This is a genomic window from Pseudoalteromonas sp. P80D2 (genome assembly GCF_036680945.1).
Classification (GTDB): domain Bacteria; phylum Pseudomonadota; class Gammaproteobacteria; order Enterobacterales; family Alteromonadaceae; genus Pseudoalteromonas; species Pseudoalteromonas shioyasakiensis.
Genome location: NZ_JAZDAR010000026.1, coordinates 117,441 through 136,675 on the forward strand (window position 1 = coordinate 117,441; position 19,235 = coordinate 136,675).

21 protein-coding genes are annotated in these 19,235 nt (G+C 41.3%); 12 read left to right on the forward strand and 9 right to left on the reverse strand.

What is annotated here, in order from left to right:
* The first annotated feature begins 78 nt into the window (after positions 1-78).
* The gene (locus tag VRK28_RS05340; RefSeq protein ID WP_062564871.1) at positions 79-1,026 is read left to right on the forward strand and encodes a DMT family transporter; all 948 of its coding nucleotides are present in this window, start codon (positions 79-81) and stop codon (positions 1,024-1,026) included.
* Here the strand turns inward: VRK28_RS05340 and VRK28_RS05345 are convergent.
* Genes VRK28_RS05345 through pdsO form a run of 3 tightly spaced genes read right to left on the reverse strand, consistent with a single transcriptional unit; the run spans position 933 to position 4,272 of the window.
* Complete coding sequence (locus VRK28_RS05345) at positions 933-1,520, reverse strand: class GN sortase (protein ID WP_062564870.1); 588 nt, start codon at positions 1,518-1,520, stop codon at positions 933-935. The genes VRK28_RS05340 and VRK28_RS05345 overlap by 94 nt on opposite strands.
* Positions 1,508-3,508: a marine proteobacterial sortase target protein gene (locus tag VRK28_RS05350; RefSeq protein ID WP_062564869.1), complete on the reverse strand. Its 2,001-nt coding sequence runs from the start codon at positions 3,506-3,508 to the stop codon at positions 1,508-1,510. The genes VRK28_RS05345 and VRK28_RS05350 overlap by 13 nt, the downstream gene beginning before the upstream one ends.
* A 26-nt stretch (positions 3,509-3,534) precedes the next feature.
* A complete protein-coding gene (gene pdsO, locus VRK28_RS05355) occupies positions 3,535-4,272 on the reverse strand; it encodes a sortase-associated OmpA-like protein PdsO (RefSeq protein WP_062564868.1) in 738 nt (245 codons plus the stop codon).
* Positions 4,273-4,491: 219 nt separating this feature from the next.
* On the opposite strand from pdsO, the gene pdsR reads away from it, so the two are divergent.
* From pdsR to VRK28_RS05375, 4 genes are all read left to right on the forward strand, one after another.
* Positions 4,492-5,181, forward strand: a complete 690-nt coding sequence (pdsR, locus tag VRK28_RS05360; protein WP_062564867.1) for a proteobacterial dedicated sortase system response regulator — start codon at positions 4,492-4,494, stop codon at positions 5,179-5,181.
* Positions 5,181-7,307: a proteobacterial dedicated sortase system histidine kinase gene (gene pdsS / locus VRK28_RS05365; RefSeq protein WP_062564866.1), complete on the forward strand. Its 2,127-nt coding sequence runs from the start codon at positions 5,181-5,183 to the stop codon at positions 7,305-7,307. The genes pdsR and pdsS overlap by 1 nt, the downstream gene beginning before the upstream one ends.
* Before the next feature lie 113 nt (positions 7,308-7,420).
* A complete protein-coding gene (locus VRK28_RS05370) occupies positions 7,421-7,591 on the forward strand; it encodes a hypothetical protein (RefSeq protein WP_156426462.1) in 171 nt (56 codons plus the stop codon).
* Positions 7,592-7,641: 50 nt separating this feature from the next.
* Positions 7,642-7,851, forward strand: a complete 210-nt coding sequence (locus VRK28_RS05375; RefSeq protein ID WP_054551195.1) for a hypothetical protein — start codon at positions 7,642-7,644, stop codon at positions 7,849-7,851.
* Between the two features lie 211 nt (positions 7,852-8,062).
* Here the strand turns inward: VRK28_RS05375 and VRK28_RS05380 are convergent, their stop codons facing one another.
* The 4 genes from VRK28_RS05380 to VRK28_RS05395 are packed head-to-tail and all read right to left on the reverse strand — an operon-like array spanning position 8,063 to position 11,904.
* On the reverse strand, positions 8,063-8,563 hold the full coding sequence (locus VRK28_RS05380; protein WP_058585737.1) for a DUF1543 domain-containing protein: 501 nt from the start codon (positions 8,561-8,563) through the stop codon (positions 8,063-8,065).
* 8 nt (positions 8,564-8,571) lie between these two features.
* Complete coding sequence (locus tag VRK28_RS05385) at positions 8,572-9,915, reverse strand: sigma 54-interacting transcriptional regulator (protein ID WP_062564865.1); 1,344 nt, start codon at positions 9,913-9,915, stop codon at positions 8,572-8,574.
* A gap of 2 nt (positions 9,916-9,917) precedes the next feature.
* A complete protein-coding gene (locus tag VRK28_RS05390; protein ID WP_062564864.1) occupies positions 9,918-10,445 on the reverse strand; it encodes a hypothetical protein in 528 nt (175 codons plus the stop codon).
* Between the two features lies 1 nt (position 10,446).
* The gene (locus VRK28_RS05395; protein ID WP_062564863.1) at positions 10,447-11,904 is read right to left on the reverse strand and encodes a HAMP domain-containing sensor histidine kinase; all 1,458 of its coding nucleotides are present in this window, start codon (positions 11,902-11,904) and stop codon (positions 10,447-10,449) included.
* Between the two features lie 312 nt (positions 11,905-12,216).
* Between VRK28_RS05395 and VRK28_RS05400 the strand changes: the two genes are divergently transcribed.
* The 5 genes from VRK28_RS05400 to VRK28_RS05420 all read left to right on the forward strand — a co-directional run bounded on the left by VRK28_RS05400 (position 12,217) and on the right by VRK28_RS05420 (position 14,990).
* A complete protein-coding gene (locus VRK28_RS05400; RefSeq protein WP_062564862.1) occupies positions 12,217-12,444 on the forward strand; it encodes a cag pathogenicity island protein Cag25 in 228 nt (75 codons plus the stop codon).
* 9 nt (positions 12,445-12,453) lie between these two features.
* Positions 12,454-12,681: a hypothetical protein gene (locus VRK28_RS05405; protein ID WP_332393606.1), complete on the forward strand. Its 228-nt coding sequence runs from the start codon at positions 12,454-12,456 to the stop codon at positions 12,679-12,681.
* Between the two features lie 103 nt (positions 12,682-12,784).
* Positions 12,785-13,018 carry an EF-hand domain-containing protein gene (locus VRK28_RS05410; protein WP_054560866.1) on the forward strand — a complete coding sequence of 78 codons (234 nt, stop codon included), beginning with the start codon at positions 12,785-12,787 and terminating at the stop codon, positions 13,016-13,018.
* 4 nt (positions 13,019-13,022) lie between these two features.
* On the forward strand, positions 13,023-13,256 hold the full coding sequence (locus VRK28_RS05415) for an EF-hand domain-containing protein (RefSeq protein ID WP_054560867.1): 234 nt from the start codon (positions 13,023-13,025) through the stop codon (positions 13,254-13,256).
* A gap of 93 nt (positions 13,257-13,349) precedes the next feature.
* A complete protein-coding gene (locus VRK28_RS05420; protein WP_062564861.1) occupies positions 13,350-14,990 on the forward strand; it encodes an amidohydrolase in 1,641 nt (546 codons plus the stop codon).
* A gap of 2 nt (positions 14,991-14,992) precedes the next feature.
* Here the strand turns inward: VRK28_RS05420 and VRK28_RS05425 are convergent, their stop codons facing one another.
* On the reverse strand, positions 14,993-15,223 hold the full coding sequence (locus VRK28_RS05425; RefSeq protein ID WP_062564860.1) for a YgjV family protein: 231 nt from the start codon (positions 15,221-15,223) through the stop codon (positions 14,993-14,995).
* Positions 15,224-15,491: 268 nt separating this feature from the next.
* Between VRK28_RS05425 and VRK28_RS05430 the strand changes: the two genes are divergently transcribed.
* Positions 15,492-16,148, forward strand: a complete 657-nt coding sequence (locus VRK28_RS05430) for a Crp/Fnr family transcriptional regulator (RefSeq protein WP_054560870.1) — start codon at positions 15,492-15,494, stop codon at positions 16,146-16,148.
* 361 nt (positions 16,149-16,509) lie between these two features.
* A complete protein-coding gene (locus tag VRK28_RS05435) occupies positions 16,510-18,438 on the forward strand; it encodes a hypothetical protein (RefSeq protein ID WP_062564859.1) in 1,929 nt (642 codons plus the stop codon).
* A gap of 215 nt (positions 18,439-18,653) precedes the next feature.
* Here the strand turns inward: VRK28_RS05435 and VRK28_RS05440 are convergent, their stop codons facing one another.
* A complete protein-coding gene (locus tag VRK28_RS05440; RefSeq protein WP_054560872.1) occupies positions 18,654-19,220 on the reverse strand; it encodes a phosphoribosyltransferase in 567 nt (188 codons plus the stop codon).
* Positions 19,221-19,235: the final 15 nt, after the last annotated feature.

Below are 19,235 nucleotides of genomic sequence, written 5' to 3' on the forward strand. Positions count from 1 at the left end.
CAGCTAACAGTTTTTGAACAAGTTAAAAAAATTCATGCTAGGATCGCGCTCTCGTTTTTTTACTCAATAGCGACGCCTATGCCAGCCAGTTTATGCTTAATTATCGCGACCTTTTTATGGGGTAGCTCTTACATTGCTTTAAAGCATGCAATCAATGTTTATGACCCTGTGTTAGTGATTTTTTTAAGAATGCTAACCACATTATTGATTAGCTTATGTTTATGGCGCTATATAATCCGTTTTGAGTTTAAACCAGGTGACTGGAAGTACTTAATTGGTATGTCGCTGGCTGAGCCTTGCTTTTATTATTTATTTGAAGGGCATGCCCTTGAATACACTTCGGCATCGCAAGCTGGGGTAATTGTTTCTTGTTTACCAATTATCGTCGCTATTTTGGCGTTCTTAATATTAAAAGAGTACATCAGTAAAGCCATCGTCGTTGGTTTTACCTTGTGTATTGGTGGCAGTATTTTATTAACGCTATTATCACCAAGCACAGAGCAAGCCCCTAACCCACTGCTCGGTAACTTTTTAGAATTGATGGCGATGGTGTGCGCCGCCTTTTATACCGTCAGTGTAAAGCACTTAGTGACCCGCTATTCACCACTTACTTTAATTGCAATTCAAGGGTTTAGTGGTAGTTTGTTCTTTGCGCCTTTTTTATTTTTCATCGAACTACCCAGCGAAAATCAGCACGATTTAAGTGCCCTATTGAGCATTTTATATTTAGGCTCATGTGTCACTCTAGGCGGCTATGGCATGTACAACTACGCCATCAGTAAGGTGTCGGTATTAACCGCAGCTGCTTACTCAAACCTCATTCCAATTTTTGCGTTAATTTTGTCAGCCATTCTACTTGGCGAAGTACTCACACTTTGGCAATGGGTGAGTATCGCAGTGGTATTCGCCGGTGTTATTGTTAGTCAACGTCATCAAGAGCTGAAAGTTGACGTAGACGACGATAATTTATCAGCCGACACCAATAGCCTAAACTCAGTCCCGGAAGCTAACGAGTCAAAAGGGTAACAGGTTAATAAATAAAGGCCTGATTGTGCTAAAAAGCCCTGTTCGCTTTGATGAATAACATCAATGCTACGAACTTGATAGTGCTCAATCTGGCCACTTTGCAACTGCATACTGAACTGCTCACCCACTGCGACATGTTTTAGAAATGCAAAGTGGGTGTCGTTATGGCCAGCTATTAACACCCCTTTTGAGCTGCCAAGTTCACCGCTTGGCAAAAAATGCCCGGGGGCAAACGCGAGGTTTCGCCCCGATGCACCAGCAAGCACAGTCAACTCTTGCTGCTGGCTTGGCCAATTTATGTGTGCAGTGACATAACCATCGGCGTAAAACCAAGGCCTTACTTGCTGATTAGGACTTTGCAAAGCTTGCTGCCAAGCAGATTCAATCAATGCCTGTGCCAGCCACGCTTTCGCCTGCATATATCCACCATTAACAAATAGTGCGATACCAAGTAAGGCGCTGCATAATGGCAGCGCTTTTTTTAGCGTCGCCATTGCCATAACCATGAGAATGTAAGCAGCAACAACCCAAGTAGCATAAACACTCGACTTTGTCCGTCGGTTTGCGGTAGCGTCATGCCATTAGGAAGTTTATTTCGTACTTGCATTGAACGCTCTGCAATCTCATTCCCCGCGTAGTTATCAACTGCAATAAAGGCCGTAAAAGGGCTAAGTAAATGATGCTGAAGTGCTAATGCTTCGACTTCTGCGCGTACCGCCTGTTTTTCGTTATAAAGCAGTAATGACTTAATTTTTTGTCTGGCCCAGAGTCTAGCGATACCTTCGCCGTGTGCAGCATTGGCAGTTGCTAAATTAATCGTCATTGGCCCTGTGTTTGTCTGCCCCTTTAATGTTAAGTGCTGACTGCCATCAAGCTTCACGGCAACCAAAACCGGCTCTGAAAAATACAAGTCAGGTAATGGCGATGGCCAATACTCAAGGGCTGCTTTGTCGCCTTCAAGAGCAAGCTCAGTAACAGCTGGATGCGCCAGCTTATCAAAAAGTAGTTGCATTTTTGGCTGTACTTGGCTGGTGCTACTTATAAAAGTAAATGTACCACGACCAATATCAGCAGCTCTGGTCATAAAAAAGCTATTAGGCGCGCTACCAATACCGACGGTAAAGAGTCGGCTGTCACCTAAATCTGTTTGAATTTGTTTAAATAGCTGCGTTTCGTTACCCACACTGCCATCGGTTAAAAACACCACTTGGCGTACAAAGCCATCATGCTGTTTACCATCAAGTACCTGAGTCAGTGCTTTTGCTATTTCGGTGCCGCCATCAGCTTGTAAGCCATAAATAAAGCGCTCTGCACGGCGAATGTTAAAGTCATTGGCAATCATTGGCGTGTCACTTAACACTGACACTTCGTTATCAAAGCCGATGATGTTAAAACTATCATTTTCATCCAATAACGAAAGGGCATAAAACAAGGCTTGTTTAGCCTGCTCCATAGATTGACCATGCATTGAGCCGGAGGTATCAACAACAAACACCATTTCGCGAGGAAGACGAGCTTGCGAGGTAAAGTGATCGCTTGGCGGTACTAACATCAGTAAACCATATTCTTGCCCTGCTACTGTTTCGGTAAAAAATGCAGCCTGAGAGTGGGCTTTATCAAGGGGTTTAAATGTCAGCTCAAAGTCTCTATCCATTGGAACATCACGATTAAGTGATAACTGGTACCGACCAAAACCTGGATTATCGATTTGCATACCCGCTAAATTAGCGCTGATATCACTGAGTTCAAGGCCAATATCCATCGCAATTGCAAGGTTTAGGCTCGCATCAGACTCTTGGCTTTGTGCGCGATGAAAAACAGGTTTCAGCCACGCTGATGCCACTTGCGCTGTGTTAGCTGTTGCGTCGTTCTGTTGTTCTGTGTCTTTTGTTTCTAGATTCGCTTTTTGCTGTAGTTCTGCCGTTAAAGGTTCGTAGCGCGGCGTAATAGTGGTAGGAAAGCGCAGTGAAAACACACCATCTCGAAAACCGATTATCTCTTGGTATTGCAAGGTAATTTCAATCTCTTCCCCTGCTCCAAGGTTTGCCACATCAGTAGAGAAAATATTCGCACGTTGCTGACGAACTAAAGCGGCGCGTTTACCCAGCTTTTGAGCTTGTTCAAATTGCTGTTCAGCCTGCTGTTTAAGGGCAATGTTACCGGTGATAATGCGCTCACCAATTTGCATTTGCATGGCATGAACTGCACTTTCATCAGGTAACGGAAACACATAACGGGCATTAACCGCAAACGGGTGCGGGTTTTGATAACGTTGTTTAACAACAACATGATTAATAAGCCCAGTGAGCGTCATAGTGACATCGTTTTTCACTAATAAGCCCGACGACACTTGGCTATTTGAATCATCATAAAAACGCAGTTCGACACTGGCATTGGCTGCAAATGCAGGGTTAACTGCATAACCTAATAAGAGGATAAAAAGGCTCCCAAAAAGGAGCCTTTTGGTACGGTTACTCAACATAATATGTCACTCCATCGACCGATGAATTAGTGATTACTTTGTGCTGTACGTAAGCTGCTTTGTGACACAGGGCGTGTCGTTAAGGTTACGCGGCGGTCAAACACGTTGTCTTCGTAGTTATTTGAATCGGCAACACTTTGCTGCTCACCAAAGGCGGTTGCGGTTAAGCGCGTATGAGGCACACCTAGTTTAATTAAGTAGCTTTGCACTGCATTTACACGCTGTTTTGAGAGCATTAAATTAGCCAATTCATCACCACGCTGATCTGCAAAGCCATTTAAGTCGATAGCCAAATTTGGCTGGGCAATCAATAACTGCGCGACTTTGTCGAGTTGATTAGCAAAGTGTGGGGCAATTTCGCTAGAGCCGGTTTTAAACTGTACCGTCATCGCCAGTAAGGTGTTTAATTGGGCTTGTAGTAACTGCTCTTTTTCGTCAGCTAATAATTCAAGCTGCTCACTTAGTGCTGCGTTATCGGCAATCACTTGTTGGTAATCAGCGGTTTGCTCCTTCATTACAACTAATGCGTGAGCTTGTTCATCAATGGTGTTGTCTGCCGCTTCTTTTTCGCCAATTAAGCCACCAGCAAACGCGCCAATAAATGCTCCCACTGGGCCGCCGACTATGCCGCCAACAACTGCGCCAGCACCTAAGCCAATGGCTGTTTCTTTTGGTGTTTCTTGTTTACTTTGACTCGCAGCATCTGCAAAAGGGGCTACAGATACAGCAGATGTGATAACAGCGGCAATAATTAATTTTTTCATGGTTTAATCCTTTTTCTACTTAATTGCTTGGCAACATTGGTTGGTGTTGCAAACTTGGTATGGAGCTATTAAAACAAGTCGAAATGGCAATAAAGGGGATCAAAAAAGGCAAACTGCTGAGCAATTGTGGCAGAAAAATGGCAATCGCGTTTTTGCCAGTACGCAAGGCAAAAAATTAGGTATAGTTCACTATAGAAAGAATTTAAGTAAGTATTAACAATGAAGAAAATAGCAATCGTTGAAGATGAAACAGCAATCCGAGAAAACTACACTGAAATGCTCAGCGCTCAGGGCTATCAGGTTGTAGGCTTTGCTGACAGATCCAGTGCTGAACTGGCATTTAGTCAATCTTTACCTGATTTAGCCATTGTTGATATTGGCCTTGGCCATGAAGTGGATGGTGGTTTTTTACTTTGCCAAACATTACGCAGTCTTTCTAAAACCTTACCGATTATATTTTTAACCGCCCGTGATAGCGAAATTGATACCGTATGTGGCCTGCGCATGGGAGCAGACGATTACTTAACTAAAGACATCAGTATGGCGCACCTTGCTGCTCGAATTGGCGCATTGTTTAGACGCCTTGATGCCTTCGACCAACCCGCCGATCAAACCGCTCTTTTGCATCGCGGCCCGTTAAAGTTAGATACCCAGCGCATGCAGGTTTTTTGGCAAGAGCAACTGGTTGATTTAACTGTGACAGAATTTTGGATGGTACATTCACTTGCACAGCGTCCAGGCCATGTTAAAAGCCGCAACGAATTAATGAGTGATGCGAAGATTTATGTTGATGACAGCACTATTACCTCACACGTAAAACGTATTCGTAAAAAGTTTATTGCTTTAGATGATGCATTTGACTGCATTGATACCGTTTACGGTATGGGTTATCGCTGGGAGCAAGCTTAATGCTGCGTTTGGGGCTTAGAACAAAGTTTATTTTCTTATCCTGCTTTTTATTTTTATTGCCTTGGCTTGGCTATGAATATGTTTGGGAAATGGAAAAGTTCTTAAGACAAGGGCAAGAAAAAACCTTAGTGGGCACCACCCGCGCACTCGCAACCGCATTACATGAGCGCCCCGCTTTGTTTGACTCGCAAACCAACTTTTTAGATCAAGTTGTAAAAGGCCGAGATTTATATGCCTATAATCTAAATAACCCGATTCAACTTGATGGTAAATTGTCGGAATGGCAGCCTTATCAAAGCTTATTTTGGCATTATGACAAGCGCTACTTACAAGGGCTAAGCAATGAGCATCAAGAAAGTGATCTAAGTTTTGATCACATGGTAGGCAAATACGAAAACTACCTTTATGCGGCTTTTAAAGTCACTGACAGCTCCCTGGTGTATCGTGCTAAAAATGTGCTTAGCTTTACCCGTAATGATCACTTACAGATCATGTTAAAAACACCTGAAGGTGAATTTAAAAGTTATGTGGTGGCCGCCCGTCAAGATGGTTGGGTTAATGCCTTTGATGCCACAACACAGGAGCCTGTCACTAAAATCCAAGGCTATTTTAAAAGCACCGACACAGGTTACAACATAGAGCTGCGTTTCCCGCTTTCGATGCTAGGTAATAAGCTTGGTTTTGCGATTGAAGATTGGGATGAAGACAAGGTTGAGCCTCAGCTTATGTCGACCTCAAACCTACAAAACCCCAATGATATCGGCTCTGTTTTAGTGCCTTCACCAGAAATTAACCGTATTTTGAAAGGCATGGGCCACAGTGGCAGCCGAATTTGGGTCGTCGATAACCATCATCGCGTACTTGCGCAATCAGGCTCAATTCATCATGCCGATGGCGTTTGGGCAGACGGCCTAAAAGAGGAGCCTGCAACAACCTGGTGGCAACGCTTTGAGCAAGATTACTTACACCCACTTTACTATAAAATTTTAACTCGCCCAGAAAATGAGTTTATTGATACCTTGCATGATGTCGCAGCGATGCAAGGTACTCACATAGCCAGTGCTTTAAATGGTAAACCCGCATCATCATGGCGCTTAACCCCAGATAACAAAGCCGTTATTTTATCGGCGGCCTACCCTATTTGGATCCAAGACAAAGTCATTGGTGCAGTAATCGCAGAAGAAACCACCAACGGCGTGCGCACTCTGCGTAATAAATCCTTAGAAAAGCTCTTTAATGTGATTTTAGCGGTGATGCTTGTTGGTACTGTGACACTGTTCTTTTTTGCTTCAAGAATTTCCAGCCGTATTCGCCGCTTACGTGATAATGCCGAGCAAGCTATTGATGCTCAAGGGCGGATCACTGGCAAGATTACTTATGCCGATTCGAATGACGAAATTGGCGACCTTTCTCGCAGCTTTGCCAACATTGTTAGCCGTTTAAGTGGTTATACTGATTACCTAGAAAATATGTCATCACGACTCTCCCATGAACTGCGTACGCCCGTGGCTGTTGTGCGCTCATCACTTGAAAACTTACAAATGCAGCCGCAATCTGAACTGAGTCAAAAATACCTCGACCGTGCCAGTGAAGGGGTTGAGCGGTTAGGTAAAATTATTACCACCATGAGTGAAGCAACGCGCCTTGAACAAAGTATTCAAAATGCCGAGGCAGAAGAGTTTGACCTGACCAAGGTGATCACCGGCTGCATGCAGGGCTATCAAATAACCTATGGTGAAAGCCTATTTACCTTGTCGCTTTGTAAGGAGCCGTTAAATGTTAGTGGCGCACCAGAATTTATTGCGCAATTACTCGATAAGCTCATCAACAATGCACTTGAGTTTAAAACCCCGCAAAGCACAATTTCAGTCAGCTTAACCAAGCAAGAGCACCATGCATTATTAAAAGTCAGCAACCAAGGGCCTTTGCTCCCTGACGGTTTAGTTGAACACATTTTCGACTCAATGGTCTCGGTGAGAAGTCAGCAACATCAGCAGCAGCCCCACTTGGGTTTAGGTCTTTATATTGTAAGGCTTATTTGCGATTACCATCACGGTAAAGTATTGGCAGAAAATTTAGATGATGGCACAGGTGTTGTGTTTACTGTGGAGCTGCCTATTAAATAAGCATATTTGCGTTACATATGATTACAGTTTAATGACTGGGTATTCACCGATAATTCAGATTACAGGACGTAATATTTGTAATACAAAAGGCAAATTATTCTTTGGAGGGCATCATGCGATCTGGGTTACAACGTGAAGAGATTGAGTTCATTATGGGGCTATTTAGCTATAATGAAGCAACCGATAAACCAGCGGCTCCAAAAAAGCAGCCTGTAAAAGCTGACACAAAAAAAGTTGATACAGCGCAATATAAAGCAAACTACAAAGCAACTTATTTGACCTGAGTAAGGCGAGATCATTACAATGGCGCACCTTTGGAATATAACGCCTTGTAATGAAAAAACACTCACCTAAAAAAGAACTGATTTTACTGCCCGTTTTATTCGTGGCTATTTTACTTTGTGTTGCAGGTCACTTCCTACTCCAGCCTAACTATCAAGACAGCCATACCGTTGAGTATTTACTTGCTGCACTGCCATTTGCCTTATTTGGATTGGTGATCATCGCCTTTAAAGTTGCCAGTAAAAACGATAACCAAGAATAGCTTATACCAATTGGCTTAATTAAGTGGTCTATTTTGAGGCAAGAAAACCTTGTTGATAGCAAGGCAAACATTTCGTTATTTAGTTGTGCTCGGCAATTGCTCCTGCATTGCTCTACCTTCTGCATCCATGCAGTCGTAAATCAGAAATTTTTAACGCAGGTAGCGACAGGTTTAATCCCTCAAAATGATTAAGTATTATTGCGGATTGGTATTACAGAACGTGATAGCCAAACCAATCGGGCTTCATTGCTTGAGCTTGCCCGCTTGGCGTTAATTTTATTGATAAGTTGCTATCTAATAAATCAATAGCAAAACAATCGTCTACATCGTGTAAGTCATCTTTATGAAGATGAGTCATTCCCGCCAATAAAGACTCTTTAGCGCGTTGCTTTGCTTCTTCACTGCTACGGGCAACGTACAATGCAAAATCATGTTGCTCCGCAAGACTATCAGCTCGATAGGCACCTAAATTTACAAAATACAGTTTTTCGGCTTGGTGATGCGCAGTATCAACCACTTCGACCTGATAGCCATCGATGTGCTGAATTTGCATGTAACTATCCATGTGCACATTGCTTTTATCACCCACCCACTGTGCTTTTAATTTTGAATAGGTTTGCTCAATGTTATCACCTACGACAAATCGAACGTCGTGCATTTCAATGTGACAACCTTGAATACGACCACCCAGATAGACTAAAAAAAGCGCCATGTTTTTCCTTATATTAAGCTTTCAACATTAATGTTGTGCTTTTTAATTAATTTATAAAAATCTGAGCGATTACGTTTCGCAAGCTTTGCGGCTTCGGCAACATTACCCGCTGACATTTTCAGCGTATTAATTAAATAGTCTCGCTCAAATTCTTTTTTTGCATCATTTAACGAAAGTGGCTCAGCAATACTAACATTACTGTTTAATGCACTCTCAACTAACTGAGCAGCAATCACTTTACCAGGTGTAAGGGCTACTACCTGCTCTATCACATTTTGTAATTGACGGATATTACCCGGCCAGTCATAGCGAATCAGAGCATGCATCGCATCATTGGCAAACTGCTTTTGCTCTTGCCCCATACGTTTAGCAATTAGACCTGCAAAATGCTGTGCTAGCAAACTAATATCTTCTCGGCGTTCACAAAGCGGAGGCAATTTTAAGTTCACCACATTTAATCGGTAATATAAATCTTCACGGAACTGCTGATTATTGATTGCCTCAGGGAGGTTCTTATGAGTCGCCGACACCACCCGCACATCAATTGGGATCTCTTCTTGAAAGCCCACAGGGCGAATGGTTTTCTCTTGTAAAACCCTCAGTAGTTTTACCTGTAAATTTAGCGGCATATCACCAATTTCGTCTAGAAAAAGGGTACCACCTTGTGCTTGTTGAAACAAACCTTGATGGTCTTTGACTGCGCCAGTAAACGCGCCTTTTTTATGCCCAAACAATTCAGATTCTAAAAGCTCCCCCGGCACAGCGCCGCAGTTAATTGCCACAAATGGCCCGTCACTAACATGGCTGTGTTGATGTATCGCTTGTGCAAGCAGCTCTTTACCTGTGCCGCTGGCACCTGAGATCAACACATTCACTTGCGTTGGACCAAGCAATTTAACTTGCTCAAGTAGATGCAACATCGCGCCGCTACGGGTGACAATATTTGTTTGTGTGGGTGTTTCATCACCATGTACACCATGGATCTCGATAGCTTTAGCAAGGCTGTCGAACAGCTCATCTTTATCAACCGGTTTGGTAATAAATGCAAATATACCTTGCTTCGTCGCTTCCACTGCATCAGGTATCGAACCATGTGCTGTCATCATAATCACCGGCATTGAAGGATAACGACTTTGTAACTGGCGATGTAGAGCCATGCCGTCCATTTCATCCATTCTTAAGTCAGTGATCACCGCATCATAGGTTTGGTTTTTTAACGTTTGTAATGCCTCAATGCCACTTTCAACTGTGCTTACCAAATAGCCTTTTGACTCAATTCTAATCGCTAGTAACTTTAATAAACTCGCATCGTCATCTACTAATAAAACCCGTGGTTTTGTTACTTCATTCATGGTTACTGCTCCTTGGTCTCATCACGTAGCAGAAGTTGTTGTTCGATAGTCGCAAGCGACGATAAGGTTTTTTCCATTTCATCACTTAGCGCTTGCTTAGCTTGTTTTGCCGCTAAATTCTGTTGTAAATATTGCTTTTGTAACCAAAGATACTGCTTAATATCATCTGGCCAATAAAAAGCATGGTCACTTTGTTCAAGCCGATTAAGGGCTTTTTCTGGCTCAGAAGCCCCGAGTAAACAAATCGACTCAAACAGACGCTTTAGCTCATTTTCACCAACATAATTTGCTTTATCAGAGCTTGCTTTAAAGCCACCACACTTAGCAGCATGCCAAGCAATGACTGTACTTGTAGGCGGGTATAACGGCTCACTTTTCGGCCGAGGCTTTGGATTAGGTTGCCCTTGAGGTTTCACACCTGTTGTCGGCTCTACTTGCTCTGGCTCAACATGCTTTTGCGTGATCGTGCACCCTGTTATAAAAAGTGTGCCTATAACAAGCATAAAACTGGCTTTATTCGCTAAGCCCATATCAGTTAACTCCTTGGGTTAATTGAATTGGTAAAATGGCTGTAAATACACACCCTTGTGGCTCATTATCTGTAATAGAGAGCTTACCGTTTAATTGTTCAACGGTTTCTTTAACTATGGTTAAACCAAGCCCGCTGCCCATTTCAGTATGTTGTTTTGCATTCTTACCTTGGTAAAAAGCCCCAAACACAGCGGCTTTTTCAGTATCTTCTATCCCTACTCCTAAGTCGCTGACACTCAAAATTAACTGCCCCTGTTTTAAGCTTGCTTTTATTGTCACTGACTCGTGTTCCGGCGAAAACTTCAGCGCATTTGAGGTAAGCTGAATAAGCACCATTTCAAGTAGCTCAATTGAGATAAACAAGGCTTTATTTGGTAACTCGTTAACCCAAGTAATGGATAAATCACGCGCTGATAATCGGTGCTCAAAATGACGCTCAATTTTATTCATCATCAAGTTAAAGTTAAGCTCGCTTAGGCTTTGCTTACTCGTTCGAATCGCGTTGTAACTCAATAAGCTTTCAATCATGGCTCTGAGTCGCACCATACTTTGTGTTATTAACTCAAGGACAGCTTGTTGCTCGCTATTGATTGGGCCAACAATTTCATCTGCAAGTAAATCTGTGCCTTCAACCATCGAAGCAAGGGGCGTTTTTAGTTCATGTGTCACATGGCGTAAAAACGTATCTTTTTGCTGCTCAAGCATATGTAACTGCGCTTGAACCCACTCAAGTTTATTACCTAATTCAACTAACTCTGACGAGCCTCGAACTTGAATTTTTTGCTGCCAATGGCCTTGTCCAAGTTTATCAATTACATTTGTGAGTTCTCTGAGCCGTCCGCTGATCCGCCAAAGAAACCCTCCCCCGACCAATAAAGTGAGTGGAATTAACGCAACCAACCAATTAATAAATGAAGCTTGAAGTGCTTTTAATTGCTGCTGATTTTTTGTGATGCGTAATTCATTTTGCTCTTTGAGCCAATTTGTTTGCTCACTGATAAGCTTACTAGCGGGTGCAAACAGCTCACCATCTTGCTTTTGTTCTATTAATAAATATTGATGCGCAAATTGTAATACCTCAGCCAATTGCCGCCACTGCGAGACATAATCAGCGGTTGGGCTTAAGAAAATGAGCTCATCGACACTTTGCAGTGACGATTGCCACTTGTTGGCAATCAAGCTATCGAGGGATTCACTTTTGAGCACCCAGTTTTGTCGAGTTGCTCGTTCAAGGCTATTTAAGTCTTGTTTGAGGTTGTTAAATGCTTTGGTAATTTCGTAATTGTCACCGACGATTTCTTGAGTCACCGCAAGCTGCTTATTAAGCGCATTTAAAAATAAAATCACCACCAAAGATAACGGTAGTAAAGACAGCAAAATGCTACAGACGAACTGGCCAATAAGACTAGGTCGCCAATTGAGTAACTGTTTTATTTTTATCGCTACTGTATTTTGCATATTCACTCTCAACATAATTGCAGATGCAGATTATTAGTGAACAAACTTAGACACTCGCTGAATCCGACCTTAAAAAGTGCTGATTTTTACCCAAAAACCGATACAAAGTTGCTATTTGGCAACATGCTAACTAATTGAAATAATAAGAATAAACTTTTAACACCTGAAAATCGTTGCAAAAAAGACACAATACCCTGTAACTATTTCGCATTCAAAACCACATAAAATTAATAACTAATTGATAATTAAGAACTTTTAAAATTGGCACTGATTTTGATTAGTACTAAGCAAATTAGTTATTTAGGACACAAAATGAAAGTAACGGCCTTGGCAGCCACCCTGCTTATAAGTCTCATCTCGTTAAGTAGTTATGCACTTGATTTGCAAACAACGTTTAACGAACTCGATAAAGACAGTAATGGTTTTTTGAGTGAAGCAGAAGCATCTGAAGATGCATTATTACATGGCAACTTTACGCAAATTGATAGTAACCAAGATGGCCAAATTTCATTTTCTGAGTTTCAGTCGTTTATTCAATAGGAGATTGTAATGAAACAACTATTAGCTGCATTCTCGCTAATGTTTTTAGTTATCAGCGCCACCGTTTTAGCATCACAAATGGATGTTCGATTTGCTAAATTTGATACAAACGCCGACGGCGAGATTTCATTAACTGAAGCAACCAAACACGATAACCTACTTAAGCAATTTGCCGATCTGGATGAAAACAGCGATCAGGTTCTGTCTGAACAAGAGTTTGAAAAATTTAAACCTTAACGGCTTAAAGTGCTTGCCATAATCCCAGAGGGAATGTGTAAACGGATTTAAATTTTGGGAGTTAAATTATGGCAAGCGCTTTTATTTATAAAGGAGAGTAATTATGAGAATTTTCTGGCTTGCTTCATGTACCTTAATTACTATAAGCTTCAATAGCTTAGCATTGGATGTAAAACAAAGATTTGATCACCTTGATAAAGATAAAAATGGTTTTTTATCTGTGCAGGAACTGTCTTCTCAACCGCACTTGCAAAAACGCATAGCACAGTGGGATACAGATAAAGATCAACAAATCTCGCTCCTTGAATTTAAACACTATTTAACAAACAAGAGTTAAAATAATGTCAAAATTAACCTTTGCCAGCCTAATTTTATGTGGTGTATTTAGCACAATAAGTTTTGCTGCAGATAGTATTGGTGAAAAATTTAAACAACTTGATCGTAATGACGATGGTTACCTGACTCGTTCAGAGTCAGCGAGAGACCCTGCTCTGTGGTCACGTTTCAAAAACTACGACAGCGATAAAGATAATAAATTATCGCTTAGTGAATTTAAGGTCTACGCAAGCAAATAAAGCGTTACAATTAACTATTTACTTGCTGCTGAGTTGCAGTTTACTGCAACTCTGATACTGTTTTCATAAATCAATAAAAACTATTAGAAGATTATGAAACTCATCATCAGCTTACTAGCAACAGCTTCACTTAGCTGCTTTGCCAACACCACTGTTATTTATAATATAAATGGCTACACGCCTACCTACAAAGGCGAAACCCAACACTTTTCTGCACTGGTTTTTAAAGACGGTAAAGTCGTAAAAACAGGCAATGACTCAATTAAAAATAGCTTCCCTGACGCCACCGCAATTGATGGCAAGCAAGCCACGTTGTTACCTGGCTTAGTCGATGCTCATGGCCATGTAATTGGTTTAGGTAATAACCTTTCACAACTTGATGTCAGAAATACGAACTCGGCAGATGAGGTTGGCAAAATGCTGGCTGAGTTTGCCAAAGATAAACAAGGTTGGATCATTGGTCGCGGTTGGAATCAAGAGCAGTGGCCAGGCGGTGAGTTTCCAACTGCAGCTGATTTAGACAAATATGTAAAAGACAAACCTGTGGTGCTTTCTCGCGTTGATGGCCATGCTGTGTGGGTTAATTCAAAAGCCATGGAACTTGCAAGTATTTCCAAACAAACTCCCTCTCCTGCCGGCGGTGAAATTTTAAAGTTAGATTCTGGCTTACCTTCAGGGGTATTCATTGATAAAGCCGAAACGCTTGTTACCCAACATGTACCAAAAGCAAGCCATGCCAGCATTAATACGGCATTAGATAATGCAGGTAAACATCTACTAAGTTTGGGTATTACATCAACCCATGATGCCGGTATCGATTACGACACGTGGCAAGTGTACAAGCAGCGCTCTGAGCAAAATACCCTTCCCGTAAGAATCGTTGCCATGCTAAGTGCTGCCGATCCTCAACTAGAAACCATGCTCAAAGCGGGCAAATATAAAGACATGAATGACATGCTGTCGATTCGAAGTGTCAAAGTGTATGCGGATGGTGCTTTAGGAAGCCGAGGCGCAGCCCTTATCGAGGAATACGCTGATCGTAAAAATCACCATGGCTTAATGCTTGAAACCCAAGAAAAACTTGAGCAACTATTCAACTTAAGCTTTGCCCATGGCTTTAGTGCGAACACCCACGCCATTGGTGATAAAGCCAATCATGTTGTGCTAGATGCCTATGAAAATGTGTTTAAAAAAACCGGTGGGATTTTACTGCGTAACCGAATTGAACATGCACAAATTGTTACTCCTGAAGATATCCCTCGTTTTAAAACGTTAAAAATTATTCCATCAATGCAGCCTGTTCATGCAACCTCTGATATGCATATGGCAGAGCAGCGCCTAACTGAAAAACAACTTGAAGGGGCGTATGCTTGGAAAACCTTTTTAGCGCAAGGCTCTGTAATTGCAGCAGGTTCTGACTTTCCTGTAGAACTTGCTGATCCGTTTGATGGCTTATATTCAGCCATTACACGAATGGATCATAATCAACTTCCTGAAGGTGGCTGGCGACCACAAGAGCTGCTATCGCGTGATGAAGCTTTGCGTGCGTTTACTTTAGGTGGTGCTTATGCTGCACATCAAGAGTTTAAGGTAGGTAGTTTAGAACAAGGAAAGTGGGCTGACTTTATTTTGATTGATAAAGACTATTACAAAGCCCCAGTTTCTGAGATCCACGATATAAACGTGACGCAAACTTGGATTGCGGGCGAGCTAAAATATAAAAAAGAGGAATAATGCTACTTAGCGTCAGCTTTTTGCTGACGCTTTAATTTAACGATGTGGTAAATATTTACAAACGCCAGTAAGCCATTGGTAAAGGCTACCGGAACGGCACCAATTGCCAGCCCGTAGAAGGTAAATGCAATACATCCTGCTAGGTTGAGCCAGCGTAGTTTTACTACATCGCTCATTGTCAAAGAAGCAACCAACAGTGCTGACGCTAAATAGCCTAAATATTCCCAACTCAATTGTTCTCTCCTAGGCTTTAGGTTAGCATTGGAGCTTGTCATTTTTTTTGACGCACTCTGTGCTAGTTTGACAATAAAATAAAAAAGCTAACTTACTAAAAACCTTGTAAAGCTTAAGAATAATCTTGGCTTTAAAATCATTACACGGGAAATGAAGGTATCAGTAACGTGAAACACCTTACTAGCAAGTTAGCGTAAATTCTTAGAATCTTAATGCTAACGTCATTAAGATGTAATAAATAGGACAATTGTCCGAAGAGCGGCGTTAATGTTTCAATATCATTTTTCAAGCTATCTTGTTGACCAATTACTGACATTTGCTGGCAGTAGTTTTCAACAAGCTAAAAAAGAAGTGCTGATCCACCAAGATCAACCTTTGTCAAAACTCGTATTAGTGAGAAGCGGCACAGTGTCGTTCAGCTATGACGTGGGTAATGGCCGACGCCTTCTTTTGGGCCAGCTTGATTGTAACAACACACTGATTGGTGAGATTGAAGCACTGAATAACTACCCGTGTATTTACACAGTTACGTGCTTTAGCGATGTAAGTTATAACCTAATTGAGCTTAAACACTGGCGCGCACTACTATTAGAAAAGCCAGAGTTAAGCTTGTACACGGCGCAAACAATTGCTGCTAAGTTCCAAGAAAACCAAAAAATAAACTTAGATAAGCTGCTATTACCACTAAGCTACAACATAGCTAAAGATTGCTTATTAAGAGCAGAAAACAGCAACCCAACACTACTGCGTGCCTACCCTACCGTAAATGCTGAAGCTGAGCGCTTTGCTACCACAGAAAGAGCTTATAGACGAGTAGTTACAGAACTAGTTGAAAAAGGCTTAGTGCAGCGAAGCAATCAAGGTTTACAAGTGGTAGATATCGACAAGCTTAGTGACTACGTAGAAAGTTTTGCGCAGTTATAAATGTGTTACAAATTTTTCTTAAATGCTTTAAAATAATATTACCAAACTGAAAAGCAAAGTCAGCACAAGTTCAGTTGGATAATCTATAAATATTCATAGAGTTAAGCTTCTTAACAGTAAGACTCTATATTACAATTTAGCAAAGCGGTTTGTTATCAGCTGTTGCACTTGAAAGATAAGACAGAACTTTCTTATTTTATTAATGAAAGTATATATAATGTTCACTTGACGTATATATAATGTACGCTTATCCTTCAATAACAGATAACCATGTGTGGCGTTTTTTCGGTGCACAAACCGGTACTATTTGCTCTAATAAAAGTCTGATTACTTTACGAGAAAGGAAAGAAAGGTAACGATTATGGGAAACAATGAATTTAAACTAACCAAGCTAGCGCTAGCGTTAGGTGTCACTTTAAGCTTAAGTGGTTGTTTGAGTGATGACGACAAAAACGACACAGTGCCTGAGCCACCAGTTCCAACACAAGATGTAGCAGTTCCACCTACGGCAGCTGAGACTCAAGCAGGTGCTATCTCCGTTAGCTTAATTGATGCTACAGGCGAATTGCTTGATGAATCAGTGACGGCAACCATCACATTTACATCTTCTGAAGATGGCTTACTAAGTGTTGCTGGTGATGCACTTTCTGATGAAGACAAGTCAACTACAGATGGAGCTTTCAGCTTTACTCTTGAGTCGATCCCTGCTGACGGCGTAACTTACGATTATGTTGTTTCTGCTGAAGGATACTTAAATAATTCTGGCTCATTCACAGTAACAACTACTGAAAACGTAGCAGCTGATGAAATCCGACTAACGCCACGTAATTTAGCTGATTCTGATGTTCCTATTGTTGCAGAAACTAAATCATTAGAATCTTTAGTACCTGAAGGTGAAAATACAACTGTAGCCTATGATCCAACAACCGGCTTAAGTGTTTCTGGTGATAAAGACGAAATTGAACTTCCTCAATCTGTAAACAAAGCTGGCGTTGCTGTTGGTGGTACTACTGTTAAAATTAAAAACGGTACTCAGTTTTTAACTGCTGACGGTACAGCTTTAGAAACAGTGCCTGAAATCACTGTGGCTTACTTTGCTAACGAAGCAACACGTAATGAAACTGAAGCTGATAGCGCTACAGTTGAAAATTCATCTCTTGATGCATTTCCTGGTGGTTTAGCCCTTTCTGTTGCAAACCCTGATGGCTCAGATTCAAATGTTTCTGGTTCATTTACATCAGGTGGTTTCGTTGCAATCGAGCTTACTGATGATGCTGGTAATAAAGTAAAAACATTCGGTGAAGGAAACTCTCTTACTGTTGCAATGCAGGTAGATCAGAATACTTCAAACCCATGTCCAGTTTCAGTTCCGGCTGGTACAACTGACCTTTCGGCATATGCAGAAGCTAATGGCTACAGCATGGGTGTTTGTACGTTAACTTCTCCAACAGCTCGTAAAATCGCTGTAGGTGATGTATTCCCAGTTTGGAGTTATGATGAAGACGCTGGTAAGTGGTCTTTTGAAAGCTATGGTGAAGTTACAGACAATGATAGTGCAGACACGTTTGACGTTTCTGTAGACGTTAATCACTTATCTTATTGGAACTTAGATTACTTCAACAATAATCAATGTTCTAGCGTATCATTCGATATTGTTGACAGTAACGACCAACCAAATGCAGGCCGATATAGTCTAGTAATTGAGAATAACGGTTTCCGCCGTAATGTTCGTAATTTAAGAGCTAATAGAGGCGATTATTCACAAGCTAATATAGCTAATCCTCCTGGCTTCCCTGTTACATTGAAAATACGTCAAAAGGGTGCAAACGTTTTAGCCGGTTTAGCAAGTGATGCGGGTACTACTGCTACGAAATTGAGCGTTAGTAATATTTGTGATTTAGATGGCGAAACTTTAAAGCTAACTACTTCAAACCCTGGCATTATTTCTAAGCAAGTTACTACTCAGTTAGTTTGTAGTAACACTGAAGACTTTGATGTTAACGCTGATCCAGTTCCTACACCTACATATTCTCGTCTATTCTCAGGTAATGCACTTGTAAATACTTACTATGGAGAAGGTGCTACATTTAATGTTGCTTTAGAGGAAGGTTCAAGCTATTCAATTAGATATTATGACTATGGTAATAGACAATGGCTTTCTCAAGATTTAGAGGTAAACACAACACCTGTAACTCTTGATATACCTACAGTTTGTGAAGTTGTTGAGCAACCAATCACAGGTGGTACTGGTGGTACTGGTGGTACTGGTGGTTCTGGTAACGGTGGCTAGTCCACGACGCTAATAAAGCTTTTAAAACCGCGCTTATGCGCGGTTTTTTATTGCCTTTAAAAAATATACATAAACACCAATCTTTTCTTTTTTGATAAGCATCAATGCATTTGTGCAGCTTAAACTACCCTATTATCAATAGGGAGTTTTACGCTCTTAATTTAAGACAATAAAAAAGGCTCACTAAGAGCCTTTTATGAAAAATTTGGACAAGGTTACTTTTCAAGTAAAATGTCGTGGATGTTCGCTAAATCAGATTTACCTTCGATAATTTCGTCTGGCGTTAGGCCTGAAAGTTCATGAGGGAACACTAACCACTCTTCAGACTCATGAATGAAGTAATCTGGCACCATGTCTACCTTTGAGTTCTTCGGCTTGTAATATGGGCATGCAACGCGAATATCACGTGGTAGGTTTAAACGCATTAACTCCGAAAGCTTTTCTTTTAATGCAAAAATACTGCGGCCAGAATCGAACACGTCATCAACGATTAGTAATGAATTGTCTGCATTGGCATTTTCAATGATGTAATGCAAACCGTGAACTTTGATCTCTTTAGATTGCTGGTTAATACCGTAATACGAAGAAGTACGCACTGCGATATGGTCAGTTTCTATACCTTTGTAATCGTAATATTCTTGAACTGCGATACCAATTGGAGCACCACCACGCCAAATACCAATGATGAAATCAGGACGGAAACCATCTTCATAAACTTGTGCCGCAACACGAAATGAATCTTCAAGAAGCTGCTGCGCAGTGATATAGCACTTATCTGACATAAATAGAGACCCCAG